Here is a 14519-nt window from a genome sequence, read left to right as displayed (position 1 = left end):
GGGGTAGCCTTTCTCGTTTTAGGGAATGGTTACAAAGAGAAATGTAAAAAGGAGAGATATATTATGGCATCAACTAAAGGTTTAGAAGGTATCGTAGCTGCAGAAACGAAGATTAGTTCGATTATCGATGACACATTAACTTATGTAGGTTACAACATCGATGACTTAACAAACAATGCAACATTTGAAGAGGTAGTTTTCTTATTATGGCATACACGTCTTCCAAAAGCTGACGAGTTAGCTGAACTAAAACAACAATTAGCTGATAACATGGAAATTCCTTCAGCAATCGTTGAATTATTCAAGTCTATGCCTCTAAAAACAGTACATCCAATGGCAGCTCTTCGTACAGCTGTATCAATGTTAGGTACTTTTGATGATGAAGCAGATGTTATGGAACCAGAAGCGAATTACCGCAAAGCAATCCGTCTACAAGCGAAAATTGCTACAGTTGTTACAACTTTTGCACGTGTTCGTAACGGTCAAGAACCAATTGCTCCAAAACCAGAACTTGGTTACGCTGCAAACTTCTTATACATGCTAAAAGGTGAAGAGCCAGCTCCAATCGAAATCGAAGCATTCGATAAAGCTTTAATCTTACACGCTGACCACGAATTAAATGCATCTACATTCACTGCACGTGTATGTGTTGCTACATTATCTGATGTTTACTCTGGTGTTACTGCTGCAATCGGCGCTCTTAAAGGTCCATTACACGGTGGTGCAAATGAGCAAGTTATGAAAATGTTAAGCGAAATCGGTTCAGTTGATAACGTTGAAACATATATTCAAACTAAATTAGATAATAAAGAAAAAATCATGGGCTTCGGACACCGCGTATACCGTAAAGGTGACCCACGTGCACCACACTTACGTGCAATGTCTGAAAAATTAACAAAATTAACTGGTAAACCAGAATTATATGATATGTCAGTTAAAATCCATGACATGATCGTAACTCAAAAAGGTCTTCCAGCTAACGTTGACTTCTTCTCAGCGTCAGTTTACGACTCTTTAGGTATCGAACATGACCTATTCACACCAGTATTCGCAGTATCTCGTACTTCTGGTTGGGTAGCTCATATCTTAGAACAATATGCTAACAACCGTTTAATCCGTCCACGTGCTGAGTATGTTGGACCAGGAATGCAAACATACGTAGCAATTGAAGAAAGATAATACTGACTTCTTGATTGTTATGTTATAATATAAAAGTCATAGGGCGGGGCTGTTATAGCACTAGCCCTATGATTATGAATATAGTAGGAGGCGCAATTCATGTCTGAAAAAATCGTAGTAGAAAATGGTGTTTTAAACGTACCAAACAATCCAACAATCCCATTCATCATCGGTGACGGTATCGGTCCTGATATCTGGCACGCTGCTTCACGCGTTATCGACGCTGCAGTAAACAAAGCTTACAATGGTGAAAAGAAAATCGAATGGTTAGAAGTTTTAGCTGGTGAAAAAGCATTCAACGAAACAGGTGAATGGTTACCACAAGAAACTTTAGACAAAATTAACGAATACTTAATCGCAATCAAAGGTCCACTTACTACACCAATCGGTGGCGGTATCCGTTCATTAAACGTAGCATTACGTCAAACTCTTGACTTATATGTATGCTTACGTCCTGTTCGTCACTTTGACGGTGTTCCTTCACCTGTTAAAAAACCAGAAGATGTTGACATGGTAATCTTCCGTGAAAACACTGAAGATATCTACGCTGGTATCGAGTACAAAGCTGGTTCAGATGAGCAAAAGAAACTATTAAACTTCTTACAAAATGAATTAGGCGTTAACAAAATTCGTTTCCCAGAAACTTCAGGTTTAGGTATTAAACCAGTTTCTAAAGAAGGTACAGAGCGTTTAGTTCGTGCTGCAATCAACTATGCAATCGAACACAAAAAACCTTCTGTAACATTAGTACACAAAGGTAACATCATGAAATTCACTGAAGGTGGATTCAAACAATGGGGTTACGATTTAGCTGCTAACGAATTCGGCGATCAAGTATTCACTTGGGCTCAATACGATGCAATCGTAGAAGCTGAAGGTAAAGAAGCTGCTGATAAAGCACAAGCTGAAGCAGAAGCTGCTGGCAAAATCATTGTAAAAGATTCAATCGCTGATATCTTCTTACAACAAATCCTTACTCGTCCAAATGAGTTCGACGTTGTTGCAACAATGAACTTAAACGGTGACTACATTTCAGATGCACTTGCTGCACAAGTTGGTGGTATCGGTATCGCTCCAGGAGCTAACATTAACTATGTAACTGGACACGCGATCTTCGAAGCTACTCACGGTACTGCTCCGAAATATGCTGGTCAAGATAAAGTAAACCCATCTTCAGTATTACTTTCAGGCGTATTAATGCTTGAACACTTAGGATGGCAAGAAGCTGCTGACTTAATTACTAACTCAGTAGAAAAAACAATCTCTTCTAAAGTTGTAACTTACGACTTCGCTCGTCTAATGGACGGTGCTACAGAAGTGAAATGTTCAGAGTTCGCTGATGAACTAATCAAAAACCTTTAATATTTAAAGGCTTTTATAACCCGTTGGGATCATTTGATTCTAACGGGTCTTTTTTTATGTAATTTACAAAATCGTGACATATCTAAAAGGATTAGCGATTGTTTTCCGTTTTTGAAGGGTATAAAAAGAGGGAATGAAGTATAATAAAGGTATTCGTCACCCAACGAAAATAAGAAAAGTATGAGGAGTGTTTTACACATGTCTTTAAAACGTAAAAAGATTGCTGTTATTGGTAGTGGTTATACAGGAGCAACGGCTGCATTTTTAATTGCACAAAAAGAATTAGCAGATGTGGTAATTGTCGATCTTCCGAAAGTAGAAAACCCAACTAAAGGGAAAGCACTTGATATGTATGAGGCATCACCAGTTCAAAATTTTGATGCACGTGTAACAGGGACATCAGATTATGCGCGTATTGAAGGTTCTGACGTGATTCTAGTTACTGCAGGCGTAGCACGTAAACCAGGAATGAGTCGCGATGATTTAGTTCAAATTAATCAAGGTGTTATGAAATCTGTTGCGAAAGAAATTGTAAAACATGCACCAAATGCTGTCATTATTGTTTTAACAAACCCTGTTGATGCGATGACATATACGATTTTTAAAGAAACAGGTTTCCCGAAAAATCGCGTAATTGGTCAATCGGGTGTACTTGATACAGCCCGTTTCCGCGCATTTGTAGCAGAAGAATTGAATGTATCTGTTAAAGATGTATCAGGCTTCGTATTAGGAGGTCACGGAGATACAATGGTTCCTTTAACGCGTTACTCTTTTGCTGGGGGGATTCCGCTTGAAACATTAATTCCAAAAGAACGTCTGACAGAAATCGTCAACCGTACACGTACAGGTGGAGCAGAGATTGTCAATTTATTAGGTGATGGGTCAGCTTATTATGCACCAGCCGCTGCTATGGTTGAAATGGCAGAAGCGATTATCAAAGACCAACGTCGTATTTTACCATCTATTGCTTATTTAGAAGGTGAGTATGGCTATGAAGATTTATATTTAGGTGTTCCAACATTACTTGGTAGTAATGGAATTGAGAAAATTTATGAACTTGAACTAACAGAAGAAGAAAAAACAGCGCTCGATTATTCAGCAGAAGCTGTTCGTGATGTAATGAAAGCGCTAGTGTAATAAATATAAAAAGAGGGATGTTGCGGAAGCAGCGTTCCTCTTTTATTTTGGAAATTATAAAAGTCCTGTTTCTTTTACGAATACAACTCGATTTTTCATACAATTCTTGATACTATAAATATATGGTAGATTACAAAGGGGGAATTCTGTGTTACTAAGCAAAGATTATAAAGTGGGTAAAACATTCGATCAAATCGATGTTGGCACATCTCTGCAAATCACAGAAAATATTGAGAGTAAAGATTTATTGTTATATTTAGGGTTAACGAATGATCAGAACCCGCTATATATCCAGCAGGAATATGCAGCACTTACTACATATGAAAAGCCTGTTGTACCAGTTATTATGTTATCGGGTATTGTAACATCTGCGATTTCCAAATACATGCCTGGACCTGGTTCGTATATATCAGCTATTTCACTACGTTATCCTAAACCATTGCATCACTACGAAACGCTACATCTATCGTTAAAAGTAGTAGTAAAGAATGCAGAAATGAATGAATTACATTTACAAGTAGAAGGAAAAAATAACGAAGAACAGATTGTTGTATCTGGCACTGTAAACGTTATACCACCTAAATTGTAAGATTATATGCACGAATGTTTGAAATGGGGGTTTCAATACATTAGCGGAGGCATAAACATGACAAACACAATCTTAGTAGTAGAAGATGAACTATCGATTGCGACTTTATTACAGTACAATCTTAAGCAAGCAGGGTATGAGGTGATGATTGCGAATGACGGTGAAGAAGGGCTTCAAAAAGCAATCGAACATCGTCCAAACTTGATCTTACTAGACCTCATGCTACCAAAGAGAGATGGTATGGAAGTGTGTAAAGAGTTACGCATTCAAAAAATTGATACACCAATCATTATGTTAACAGCAAAAGATGATGAATTTGATAAAGTATTAGGTTTAGAACTTGGTGCAGACGACTATATGACGAAGCCATTCAGTCCGCGTGAAGTCATTGCACGGGTGAAGGCAGTCTTACGACGTTCAAAAGTAGTAGAATCTGCACAAACAAATGATGAGAAAGAAAAACTTTCTGACTCTGAAAAAACGTATCATATTGGTCCGCTTAGCGTATATCCTGAACGTTTTGAAGCATCATTAGACAATAAAGAGCTTGAATTCACACCGAAAGAATTCGAACTACTAGTTTATCTATTAGAGAATAAAAACCGTGTGTTAACGAGAGATCAATTATTAAGTGCCGTTTGGCATTATGATTTTGCAGGAGATACACGTATTGTAGACGTGCATATTAGCCATTTACGCGATCAAATCGAAGAAAATAGTCGTAAACCGAAATATATTAAAACGATTCGTGGTTTAGGTTATAAGTTTGAGGAGCCTAAAGGGTCATGAATACATTAAAAGTACGCCTATTAATTGCATTTGCGTGCTTGTATGCCGCAATTTTAGCTGGTCTTGGCTTTGTATTAGGCCAGCTTTTTCCTGTTTATATGGAAAATACAGTGCGTTCTAATTTACAAGAAGCACAGCAACATTTAAGTGACTATTTTACTTCTGAAAAAATTCCGATTACGGATAAACAACAACAAGAGCTAGTGAAGCAACTTCCAGATAGTTTCTTATCAAATGATTTAATTACAACACGCTGGCATTTTTGGCTCATCCTCGTTATTGTGCTATTTATTGCGTTCGTCTTACTCATGTTCACAACGAATCGACTGTTAAAGAAATTATCGCTATCTGTGGAACATGTAACACAGACCGCTTTAGAATTAGCGCAAGGGAATTACCGTGCACGTGCATACGAATCATCTGATGTAGCTACAACAGCACTTAGTAAGTCGATTAATGTTTTAGCGCGTAATCTACAAGATATGACAATGATTCGTGAGATTGAGCAAGAGCGTCTCAAAACCCTTATTAATAATATGGGAAGTGCCTTAATTATGATTGGACGTGAAGGTGAAATTTCTGTTGTAAACGATGGTTTTTTAAAGTTATTCAATAAAAATCATGATGACGTTAAAAAACATGTTTTTCGAGAACTTGGTGTTGATGAAAATTTAGAGGAGTTTGTCGATCATGTTTTTATGACGGAAACACCGTATCGTAAGCAAATTGAAATAACCGTTCATCAACAAATTAAACATATGGAAGTGTATGGCGCGCCTGTTATTGGAGCGCATGGTCATTGGCTAGGTGTTGTAATTGTCATGCACGATATTACGGAACTGAAGAACTTAGAACAAGTGCGAAAAGACTTCGTTGCGAATGTGTCACATGAGCTAAGAACGCCGATTACATCGATTAAAGGCTTCTCAGAAACACTTCTAGATGGTGCTTACCAAGATGAAGAAACATTGTTATCGTTTTTAGAGATTATGTATAAAGAAAGTAATCGACTGCAAATGCTTGTACAAGACTTATTAGAGCTGTCGAAAATTGAAAAAGAAGGATTCAAAGTTGATGTAGCACCAACTTCTTTCAATGCAGTTGTAAAAAGTGCGATGGAAATGGCGCATATTCAAATTGAAGAGAAGAATATGGATGTACATTTAGAAGAAGAAGGAGAGGTTCGTGTACTTGGAGATGCGAATCGCCTTACGCAAATTGTTGTCAATTTACTTGCGAATGCCGTATCCTATTCGAAACCAGACAAACGAATTGATTTAAAAGTACTAACACATGGTGAATACGGTGTAGTCGAAATTGCTGACCAAGGAATTGGTATTAAACAAGCAGAAATTCCGCGTATTTTTGAACGATTCTACCGTGTAGATCGTGCGAGAAGTCGTAATTCAGGTGGAACGGGTTTAGGGCTTGCAATCGTAAAACATTTAGTTGAAGCACATAATGGTCGAATTATTGTAAAAAGTGAAGAAGGTGTAGGAACGACGATGCGTATTTATATTCCGTTAGCATCGTAATTTACATGGAATTTACAAAAGGCTAATAGAAACTTCATAACGACTTGCTATACTAAACACATGAAACCCCCTTCATAACATGAATCCAAAAAGAAAGACCCCTTGTATACGAAAGAAACTCAACCTTCCCTAAAGGTGAGTTCCTTTCGTTTTTTTTATTTTGACTGCATAGCATGATAGAATAGAGAAGAAGAAAATACGAACAGGAGTGTGAGGGAATGACACAAAAAAAATTACTGTTGCTAGATGGAAACAGTTTAGCATATCGTGCGTTTTTTGCTTTACCCCCATTAACAAATCATCAAGGGATTCATACGAATGCAGTGTATGGGTTTACAACGATGTTACAAAAAATTCTAGCAGAGGAACAACCAACGCATATGCTTGTAGCATTTGATGCAGGGAAAACAACGTTCCGTCACAGTACGTACACCGAATATAAAGGTGGGCGTCAAAAAACACCACCAGAATTATCAGAACAATTCCCATATGTCCGAAAACTTGTATCGGCTTATAATATGAAGCAGTATGAATTAGAAATGTATGAAGCAGACGATATCATTGGCACACTTGCGAAACAAGCAGAAGAAGCAGATATGCAAGTGGTTATTATCTCAGGTGATAAAGACTTAACACAGCTGGCAACAGACAAAACAACCGTCTACATAACGCGTAAAGGTATGACGGATATCGAACACTATACGCCAGCACATATTTTAGAAAAGTATGGTTTAACACCTGAACAGATTATTGATATGAAAGGTCTTATGGGCGATTCATCTGATAATATTCCAGGTGTGCCAGGCGTAGGAGAAAAAACAGCAATTAAACTATTGAAAGAATACCCAACAGTAGAAGAGATTTATGCGCATGTAAGTGAAGTGAAGGGTGCAAAGTTACAAGAGAAGTTAGTTGCAAATGAAGAACAAGCGAAAATGAGTAAACAACTTGCGACGATTGAAGTAAATGCACCAATTGAAGTGGTAGTAGATGAACTTGGTTGGGAAGGTCCAGATGTAGATGCCCTATTCGCTTTATGGCAAGAGCTTGATTTTAAAACATTACTTGAAAAAAGCGAATATGAATCGGAAGCACAGGAAACAACCGTACTCGAACATCAAATTGTTTCGAATTTAACTGCTGAACAGCTCGTAGATGGTATGGCCATTCATTTGGAGATGGAGAATGCGCATTACCATACGTCAAAAGCACTTGGACTTGCATTCGTTACGGATACAGCTGCTTACTATATGCCATATGAAGATGTACTCCAATCGGAAGAAGTAAAAGCTTATTTACAAGGTGAAGCAAAGAAAAAATATGTATTTGATTTGAAAAAACATCAAGTTGCGTTTGCGCGTGATCAAATTGAATTAAAGGGTGTTGAATTCGATTTATTACTAGCTGCATACATTGATGATCCAGCTTTTGCCTCTGAAGATATTGCGTCTGTTTCACGTGCATACAACTATACAAATGTACAAACAGAAGAATCTATTTATGGGAAAGGCGCAAAACGAGCAGTACCATCAGAAGAAGTATTAGCAGAACATGTATGTCGCCAAGCGTTAGCCGTTTATACGACGCGCGAACCATTGCTTTCGAAGCTAAAAGAAAATGAACAATATGATTTATATACAGATATTGAACTACCGCTTGCACATATTCTCGGGAAGATGGAGACATGTGGTATTCGCGTTAATAAAGAGACATTAGCTGATATGGGCGAAGAATTAACTGAAAAACTACAAGCAATTGAGGCGACAATTTATACGCTTGCAGGGACAAAATTTAATATTAATTCGCCTAAACAACTAGGTGTTGTTCTATTTGAAACACTTCAATTACCAGTTATAAAAAAGACAAAAACCGGTTATTCAACAGCAGCAGATGTTTTAGAAAAGCTAGCACCTGAACATGAAATTATCGAACACATCTTACAATACCGTCAATTAGGGAAGTTACAATCGACTTATATTGAAGGGTTAATGAAAGAAATTCATGAAGATGACCATAAGATTCATACACGCTATCAACAAGCTTTAACTGCAACAGGTCGTCTAAGTTCAACTGATCCAAACTTACAAAACATCCCGATTCGTTTAGAAGAAGGACGTAAAATTCGTAAAGCCTTTGTACCTGAAACGGAAGGGTGGCAACTATTCGCAGCCGACTATTCACAAATTGAGTTACGTGTACTCGCGCATATGTCACAAGATGAGAACTTGATGCAAGCTTTCTTAAACGGATTAGATATCCATACGAATACAGCAATGAACGTATTCCATGTAGAAGAAGATGAAGTTACTTCGTCTATGCGACGTGCGGCGAAAGCAGTTAACTTTGGGATTGTCTATGGAATCAGTGACTACGGTTTATCTCAAAACTTAGATATCTCGAGAAAAGAAGCAGCAGAGTTTATTGAACGTTATTTCGCAAGTTTCCCAGGTGTTAAAACATATATGGATGATATGGTGAAGATGGCAAAAGAAAAAGGTTATGTCACAACGCTATTAAATCGTCGACGTTATTTACCTGATTTAAAGTCAAGTAACTTCAATTTACGTAGTTTTGCTGAACGTACAGCGATGAATACACCAATTCAAGGTAGTGCAGCAGATATTATTAAAAAAGCGATGATTGATATGGATGCAGCTTTAAAAGAGCATCAATTACAGGCAAAAATGTTATTGCAAGTACATGATGAATTGATTTTTGAAGCACCAGAAGAAGAAATTGCAATTTTAGAAAAGCTCGTACCAGAAGTGATGGCGAATACAGTGAAGTTAGATGTGCCGCTGAGAGCAGATTATTCTGCTGGTTATACATGGTACGATGCGAAATAGGAAGTGAAATGATATGCCAGAATTACCAGAAGTAGAAGGAGTCGTACGTTCACTACAACCTGCTGTAACAGGTAGAACGATTGAACGTGTGACAATTTCGCCGACGATTTATACAAGCCATGAAGCAGGTAAACAAAGTATTATTAAAGGGTTGCAGCCGGATGAGTTTGTAGAAGCTGTGACAGGAATGACGATTCAAGATGTTGCACGTCGTTCGAAATATATTTATTTTACGTTAGAGTATGCGGGTGTCACGTATAAGTTAGTGAATCATTTGGGCATGAGCGGTGCATTTTTTGATGTACATGATGTATCGGAAATTCCAGAAGAAAAGTTCCGTAAACATGCCCATGTGACATTTACACTTGATAATGGAAAGAAGCTGATCTATTCAGATATCCGTCGTTTTGGTGAGATGCGCTTCTTACAAAAGATTGAAGATCATCCGCCATTAATGGCGTTAGCACCTGAGCCATTCGATGCTATTGCGAAAGACCATTTTTTAACATATTGTGCGTTACCGAAGTACAGTAAAAAAGAAATTAAGGCGGTCATTATGGATTCACATGTGTTATGTGGCTGTGGCAATATCTATGCAACGGAAGCTTTATTTCGAACGAAAATTAATCCGGGACGAATTACATCCCAATTAAGCGGGGCGGAGAAAGAACAGCTATTTGACGAGATTGTTGCAGTTTTGAGCGAAAGTATCGCATATGGTGGGTCATCAATCTCAGATTATCGAAATATTAATGGTGAAGCAGGCGGTATGCAGGACCGTTTACAAATGTACGGGATGAATATTTGCCCAATGTGTCATACTAATTCAGAACAGAAAATCATAGCAGGACGGAATTCGTATTACTGTCCAAATTGTCAAAAATAGGGGATGTCAAAATGATTATTGGATTAACAGGAAGTATAGCAAGTGGGAAAAGTACAGTAGCGAAAATGCTCGAAAAATATCGTTTTCCAATTGTCGATGCGGACCAAGTAGCACGTCTTGTTGTAGAACCAGGGGAGCCAGCACTGACAGAAATCGTAGCTGCTTTTGGAGAAGAAATCTTATTAGAAGATGGTTCATTGAATCGAAAGAAATTGGGCGATCTCATTTTTCATGACCCATCAAAGCGAGCTATTTTAAATGGAATTATTCATCCGGCGATTCGAAAAGAGATGTTGAGACAGCGTGATGAATGGCTTAACAACGGGGCTGAAGTCGTTATTATGGATATTCCATTATTGTTTGAAAGTAAGTTACAACACTTTGTTGAAAAAATTCTTGTGGTATCGTTATCAGAAGAAAAACAGCTGGAGCGCTTGATGGAACGGAACCAATTGAATGAGGAAGAAGCGCGAGCGCGAATTAGCTCGCAACTCCCTCTATCTGTGAAAGAAGAAGGTGCCGATGCGGTCATCTACAATGAAAGTACATTGGAAAAAACAGAGCAGCAGTTGAACTATATTTTAAAAGAATGGGGTTTAGTATAAAACATAAAAGAATATCAAAAAAGTGATAGAAAAAAGTTGTCAGAAAATAAAAACTTTTGTTTTTGTGTGTAAATATGTTCTACTTCCAGATAAATGTGTTATACTAATTCTCAAATAACACATTTAAAAGAATTTCTTTTAAAACAGGAGGATATATTTCATGACAGTTTCTATTGCTATTAACGGATTTGGCCGTATCGGACGTATGGTGTTCCGTCAGGCGATACTTCAAGATGATTTAAACATCGTTGCCATCAATGCGAGTTACCCATCGGAGACATTAGCTCATTTAGTAAAATACGATACAAACCACGGACGTTTCGAAGGTACTGTTGAAGCGGTTGAAGGTGCACTAATTGTAAACGGTAAACGTGTACAACTTGTATCAGAGCGCGATCCATTAAAATTACCTTGGAAAGAACTAGGTGTGGATATTGTAATTGAAGCAACAGGTAAATTTAACGCACGCGACAAAGCTGCTTTACATTTAGAAGCTGGTGCGAAAAAAGTTATTTTAACTGCACCTGGTAAAAATGAAGATATTACAGTCGTTATGGGTGTAAATGATGACAAATTAGATTTATCAAAACATGATGTTATTTCAAACGCTTCATGTACAACTAACTGCCTTGCTCCTGTAGCAAAAGTTTTAAATGACAAGTTCGGTATTGATAACGGTCTTATGACAACAGTTCATGCTTATACAAATGACCAAAAAAATATTGATAACCCACACAAAGATTTACGTCGTGCACGTGCTTGTGCGGAATCAATTATTCCAACTTCAACAGGTGCTGCAAAAGCATTAGCACTTGTACTACCTGAATTACAAGGTAAATTACATGGTATGGCTCTACGTGTTCCAACACCAAATGTATCACTTGTAGATTTAGTAGTAGACTTAAACAAAGATGTAACAGTTGAAGAAGTGAATGCTGCATTCATCGAAGCTTCTCAAACATCATTAAAAGGTGTATTAGATTTCACAACAGAACCTTTAGTATCTGTAGATTTCAATACAAACCCAGCTTCAGCAACAGTTGATGGTTTAACAACTATGGTTATGGGTACACGCAAAGTAAAAGTACTTGCTTGGTACGATAACGAGTGGGGTTACTCAACTCGCGTAGTAGATTTAACACAAAAAGTAGCGCGTGAATTAGCAGCTGTACAAGCTTAATTTAATCGCAATAATTTAAACTGTAAGTAGAATGGTGCAAGCCGTTTTGCTTACAGTTTTTTTATTGTTCTGTATTCAGTAGTATTTCCCTTAAAAAATATAGGGATTGTTCGGTACATCACACGTTTTTTTGTTATAATAGATAAACTAAATAGTATTTAATTCAGGAGAGAAAAATTATGAGATGTCCAAGTTGTCAGTACAATGGAACAAAAGTGATTGATAGCCGACCTGTCGATGATAATAAAGCCATTCGTCGTCGCCGCGAATGCGAATCATGCGGGTTTCGCTACACCACATTTGAAAAAGTAGAAGAGATGCCGCTAGTTGTCGTGAAAAAAGACGGCTCTCGTGAAGAATTTAGCCGTGAAAAAGTGTTGCGCGGACTTATTCGTGCCTGTGAAAAAAGACCAGTTGCATTAAGTGAGCTTGAAGATGTTGTCTTTGCAATTGAACAAGACTTACGAAGTGCCGGTATTGCGGAAGTTAAATCAGAAGATGTCGGTGAAAAAGTAATGGATCGCTTAGCAAAAATTGACGAAGTATCTTACGTGCGTTTTGCTTCCGTTTATCGTCAGTTCAAAGATATTAATGTATTTATTCATGAGTTACGTGAGTTAATTGAGCGACAAGAAAGTGAATCGGACTCAAAAGAAGATTAAACAAAAGAGGAGGAGTTTGAATTGAAACTAAATAATGAACTACATTCTGTAGACCGATTTACAATTCACATTCCATTTCCTCTTTCAAGTTATGAAAGAAAGTTAATTACGCTACTTTATCAGCCTTTAATTGGACCTGAACCAATTAGTCTGTATTTTTTGTTGTGGGCTGAAGGGGAAGATGAAGAAGGTAGAGACTATACACACTACCATTTGATGAATGGACTTGATATGTCGATTGGAGCTATTTTCAACGCACGTATTGCGCTTGAAGCGATTGGATTATTACGTACGTATAAAAAAGAAACAGATGATTTACATTATTTTTCGTATGAAATTTTACCACCTTTAGAAGCAAGACGTTTCTTTGAAGACCCACTTCTATCGATGTTTTTATTCAGTAAAATTGGTGAGAATGCATACCGCCGTTTATTGCAGCGCTTTACACCGAAACGTGTAGCAATCGAAGGAATGACGGAAATTTCACGTCAATTTACGGATGTCTATCAACCGATTCAACAACATATGCCCAAAAATATGATGGTGCATGATATAGCTGAAAAACCATCGAAAATACCATTTTACTATCAATCCTTTGATTTTCCGTTACTGATGTCTGGGTTATCTGAAAATATGATTCCACATCGTTTGATTACAGCTGAGATTAAAGAAACGATTGCAAAAGTTGCATTTATGTATGGTTTATCAGCAATTGATATGAAGCATGTACTCATGATGGCGAATAGTGATGATGAATTAACGACAGATGCGGTGCGTAAATCAGCGAGTGAATATTATAAATTGACGATTTCCAAAACACCACCAGCTATTTCGAAAATGCTTCCACCTGAACAAGCACATGAGCAGGCGAAGGAATGGAATAGTAAACAAGACGAGTTGGTACAGTATTTTGAACAAGCTCGACCAATTGATGTTTTAATCGCTGTGAATGACGGGAAGCAAGTATTTGACCATGAACTTGAAATGTATGAAAGTTTAATTACACAATATGATATTACACCACCTGTTGTGAATGTATTAATTCATTATATCTCGCTGAATAATCCAGGTCATATTAGTAAAAAATACATTCAAGCGATTGCAGCAGATTGGCGTAAAAAAGGAATTGAAACCGCTACGCAAGCGATGAATGAGGCACGTCAATTCATGGATCAAAAAAATCCAACAGTGAAAAAGTCGACTACAATCGAAGATATGCATGCGGAGTTTGAATTGCTTCAGGCGGCAGCTTACGTTCTTTATCAATTTGAACCAGGTAAAGCAAGTGCTGCTAAACTAAAAAATATCGAAGAGACCTTCAAAAGTTTAATGAAAAAAATTGAACCACCTGTTCTTCTTCAAATGTTGGCAGATGGCAAAGAGCCTTTTGCACATGAATTAAAAGCAGTGACGCAGTTTGCTTCGATGTATGAATGGGAACGACCTTTATTAAATACGTTAATTCATTATGCTCATTTCTCAAGTGAAGGGAATTTGAATTTACCATTCTTAGAGGCGATTGCTTCAGGGTGGCGTAAACAGTCGGTTCAAACGATTGAAACAGCCATTCAATATGGACAAAATTATCGAAAGTCACGCGCTCAAAAATATAGCCGTACGACTTACGGGAATCCTGAGAAAAAAGAATTACCAGCATGGATTAATTCATCAGAGAAGCCAAAAAGTCAGGCATCACTTGAAGAGTTAGAACGTCAATATCGTATGAAGAAGAAATCCTGAGGAGGTGTT

General features: G+C 37.5%; 12 protein-coding genes. All 12 read left to right on the top strand.

Annotated elements, in window-relative coordinates; translation table 11 throughout:
- Positions 1–63: 63 nt before the first annotated feature.
- The 12 genes from citZ (at position 64) to QN089_RS10410 (ending at position 14510) form a co-directional block, all read left to right on the top strand.
- Complete coding sequence (gene citZ, locus QN089_RS10465) at positions 64–1179, top strand: citrate synthase (RefSeq protein WP_068451942.1); 1116 nt, start codon at positions 64–66, stop codon at positions 1177–1179.
- Positions 1180–1278: 99 nt separating this feature from the next.
- A complete protein-coding gene (gene icd, locus QN089_RS10460) occupies positions 1279–2541 on the top strand; it encodes an NADP-dependent isocitrate dehydrogenase (RefSeq protein WP_087680402.1) in 1263 nt (420 codons plus the stop codon).
- Between the two features lie 198 nt (positions 2542–2739).
- Positions 2740–3678 carry a malate dehydrogenase gene (mdh, locus tag QN089_RS10455; RefSeq protein WP_068451951.1) on the top strand — a complete coding sequence of 313 codons (939 nt, stop codon included), beginning with the start codon at positions 2740–2742 and terminating at the stop codon, positions 3676–3678.
- Positions 3679–3826: 148 nt separating this feature from the next.
- Complete coding sequence (locus QN089_RS10450) at positions 3827–4267, top strand: MaoC/PaaZ C-terminal domain-containing protein (RefSeq protein WP_068451954.1); 441 nt, start codon at positions 3827–3829, stop codon at positions 4265–4267.
- Positions 4268–4324: 57 nt separating this feature from the next.
- On the top strand, positions 4325–5056 hold the full coding sequence (locus QN089_RS10445) for a response regulator transcription factor (RefSeq protein WP_068451957.1): 732 nt from the start codon (positions 4325–4327) through the stop codon (positions 5054–5056).
- A complete protein-coding gene (gene pnpS, locus QN089_RS10440) occupies positions 5053–6591 on the top strand; it encodes a two-component system histidine kinase PnpS (RefSeq protein WP_068451961.1) in 1539 nt (512 codons plus the stop codon). Before QN089_RS10445 ends, pnpS begins: the two co-directional genes overlap by 4 nt.
- A gap of 218 nt (positions 6592–6809) precedes the next feature.
- On the top strand, positions 6810–9437 hold the full coding sequence (polA, locus tag QN089_RS10435; protein ID WP_285215272.1) for a DNA polymerase I: 2628 nt from the start codon (positions 6810–6812) through the stop codon (positions 9435–9437).
- A 13-nt stretch (positions 9438–9450) separates the two neighbouring features.
- On the top strand, positions 9451–10323 hold the full coding sequence (gene mutM / locus QN089_RS10430) for a bifunctional DNA-formamidopyrimidine glycosylase/DNA-(apurinic or apyrimidinic site) lyase (RefSeq protein WP_285215271.1): 873 nt from the start codon (positions 9451–9453) through the stop codon (positions 10321–10323).
- A gap of 11 nt (positions 10324–10334) precedes the next feature.
- Positions 10335–10928, top strand: a complete 594-nt coding sequence (gene coaE, locus QN089_RS10425) for a dephospho-CoA kinase (RefSeq protein WP_068451970.1) — start codon at positions 10335–10337, stop codon at positions 10926–10928.
- A 160-nt stretch (positions 10929–11088) separates the two neighbouring features.
- Positions 11089–12108: a glyceraldehyde-3-phosphate dehydrogenase gene (locus tag QN089_RS10420; protein WP_068451971.1), complete on the top strand. Its 1020-nt coding sequence runs from the start codon at positions 11089–11091 to the stop codon at positions 12106–12108.
- Positions 12109–12287: 179 nt separating this feature from the next.
- Positions 12288–12770 (top strand): transcriptional regulator NrdR, encoded by a 483-nt coding sequence (nrdR, locus tag QN089_RS10415; RefSeq protein WP_068451972.1) that lies wholly within the window; start codon positions 12288–12290, stop codon positions 12768–12770.
- Between the two features lie 21 nt (positions 12771–12791).
- Entirely contained in the window at positions 12792–14510 is a 1719-nt protein-coding gene (locus QN089_RS10410; RefSeq protein ID WP_087680398.1) for a DnaD domain protein, read from the top strand.
- The last annotated feature ends 9 nt before the right edge of the window (positions 14511–14519 follow it).

The organism is Kurthia sp. YJT4 (assembly GCF_030219945.1).
GTDB classification, from domain to species: Bacteria; Bacillota; Bacilli; order Bacillales_A; family Planococcaceae; genus Kurthia; species Kurthia gibsonii.
This window is presented reverse-complemented; position numbering and strand designations above follow the sequence as displayed.

Coding starts and splice junctions, on each gene's coding strand:
- pnpS (WP_068451961.1), top strand. CDS start 5,053: ATGAATACATTAAAAGTACGCCTATTAATTGCATTTGCGTGCTTGTAT.
- citZ (WP_068451942.1), top strand. CDS start 64: ATGGCATCAACTAAAGGTTTAGAAGGTATCGTAGCTGCAGAAACGAAG.
- QN089_RS10445 (WP_068451957.1), top strand. CDS start 4,325: ATGACAAACACAATCTTAGTAGTAGAAGATGAACTATCGATTGCGACT.
- mutM (WP_285215271.1), top strand. CDS start 9,451: ATGCCAGAATTACCAGAAGTAGAAGGAGTCGTACGTTCACTACAACCT.
- nrdR (WP_068451972.1), top strand. CDS start 12,288: ATGAGATGTCCAAGTTGTCAGTACAATGGAACAAAAGTGATTGATAGC.
- QN089_RS10420 (WP_068451971.1), top strand. CDS start 11,089: ATGACAGTTTCTATTGCTATTAACGGATTTGGCCGTATCGGACGTATG.
- icd (WP_087680402.1), top strand. CDS start 1,279: ATGTCTGAAAAAATCGTAGTAGAAAATGGTGTTTTAAACGTACCAAAC.
- coaE (WP_068451970.1), top strand. CDS start 10,335: ATGATTATTGGATTAACAGGAAGTATAGCAAGTGGGAAAAGTACAGTA.
- polA (WP_285215272.1), top strand. CDS start 6,810: ATGACACAAAAAAAATTACTGTTGCTAGATGGAAACAGTTTAGCATAT.
- mdh (WP_068451951.1), top strand. CDS start 2,740: ATGTCTTTAAAACGTAAAAAGATTGCTGTTATTGGTAGTGGTTATACA.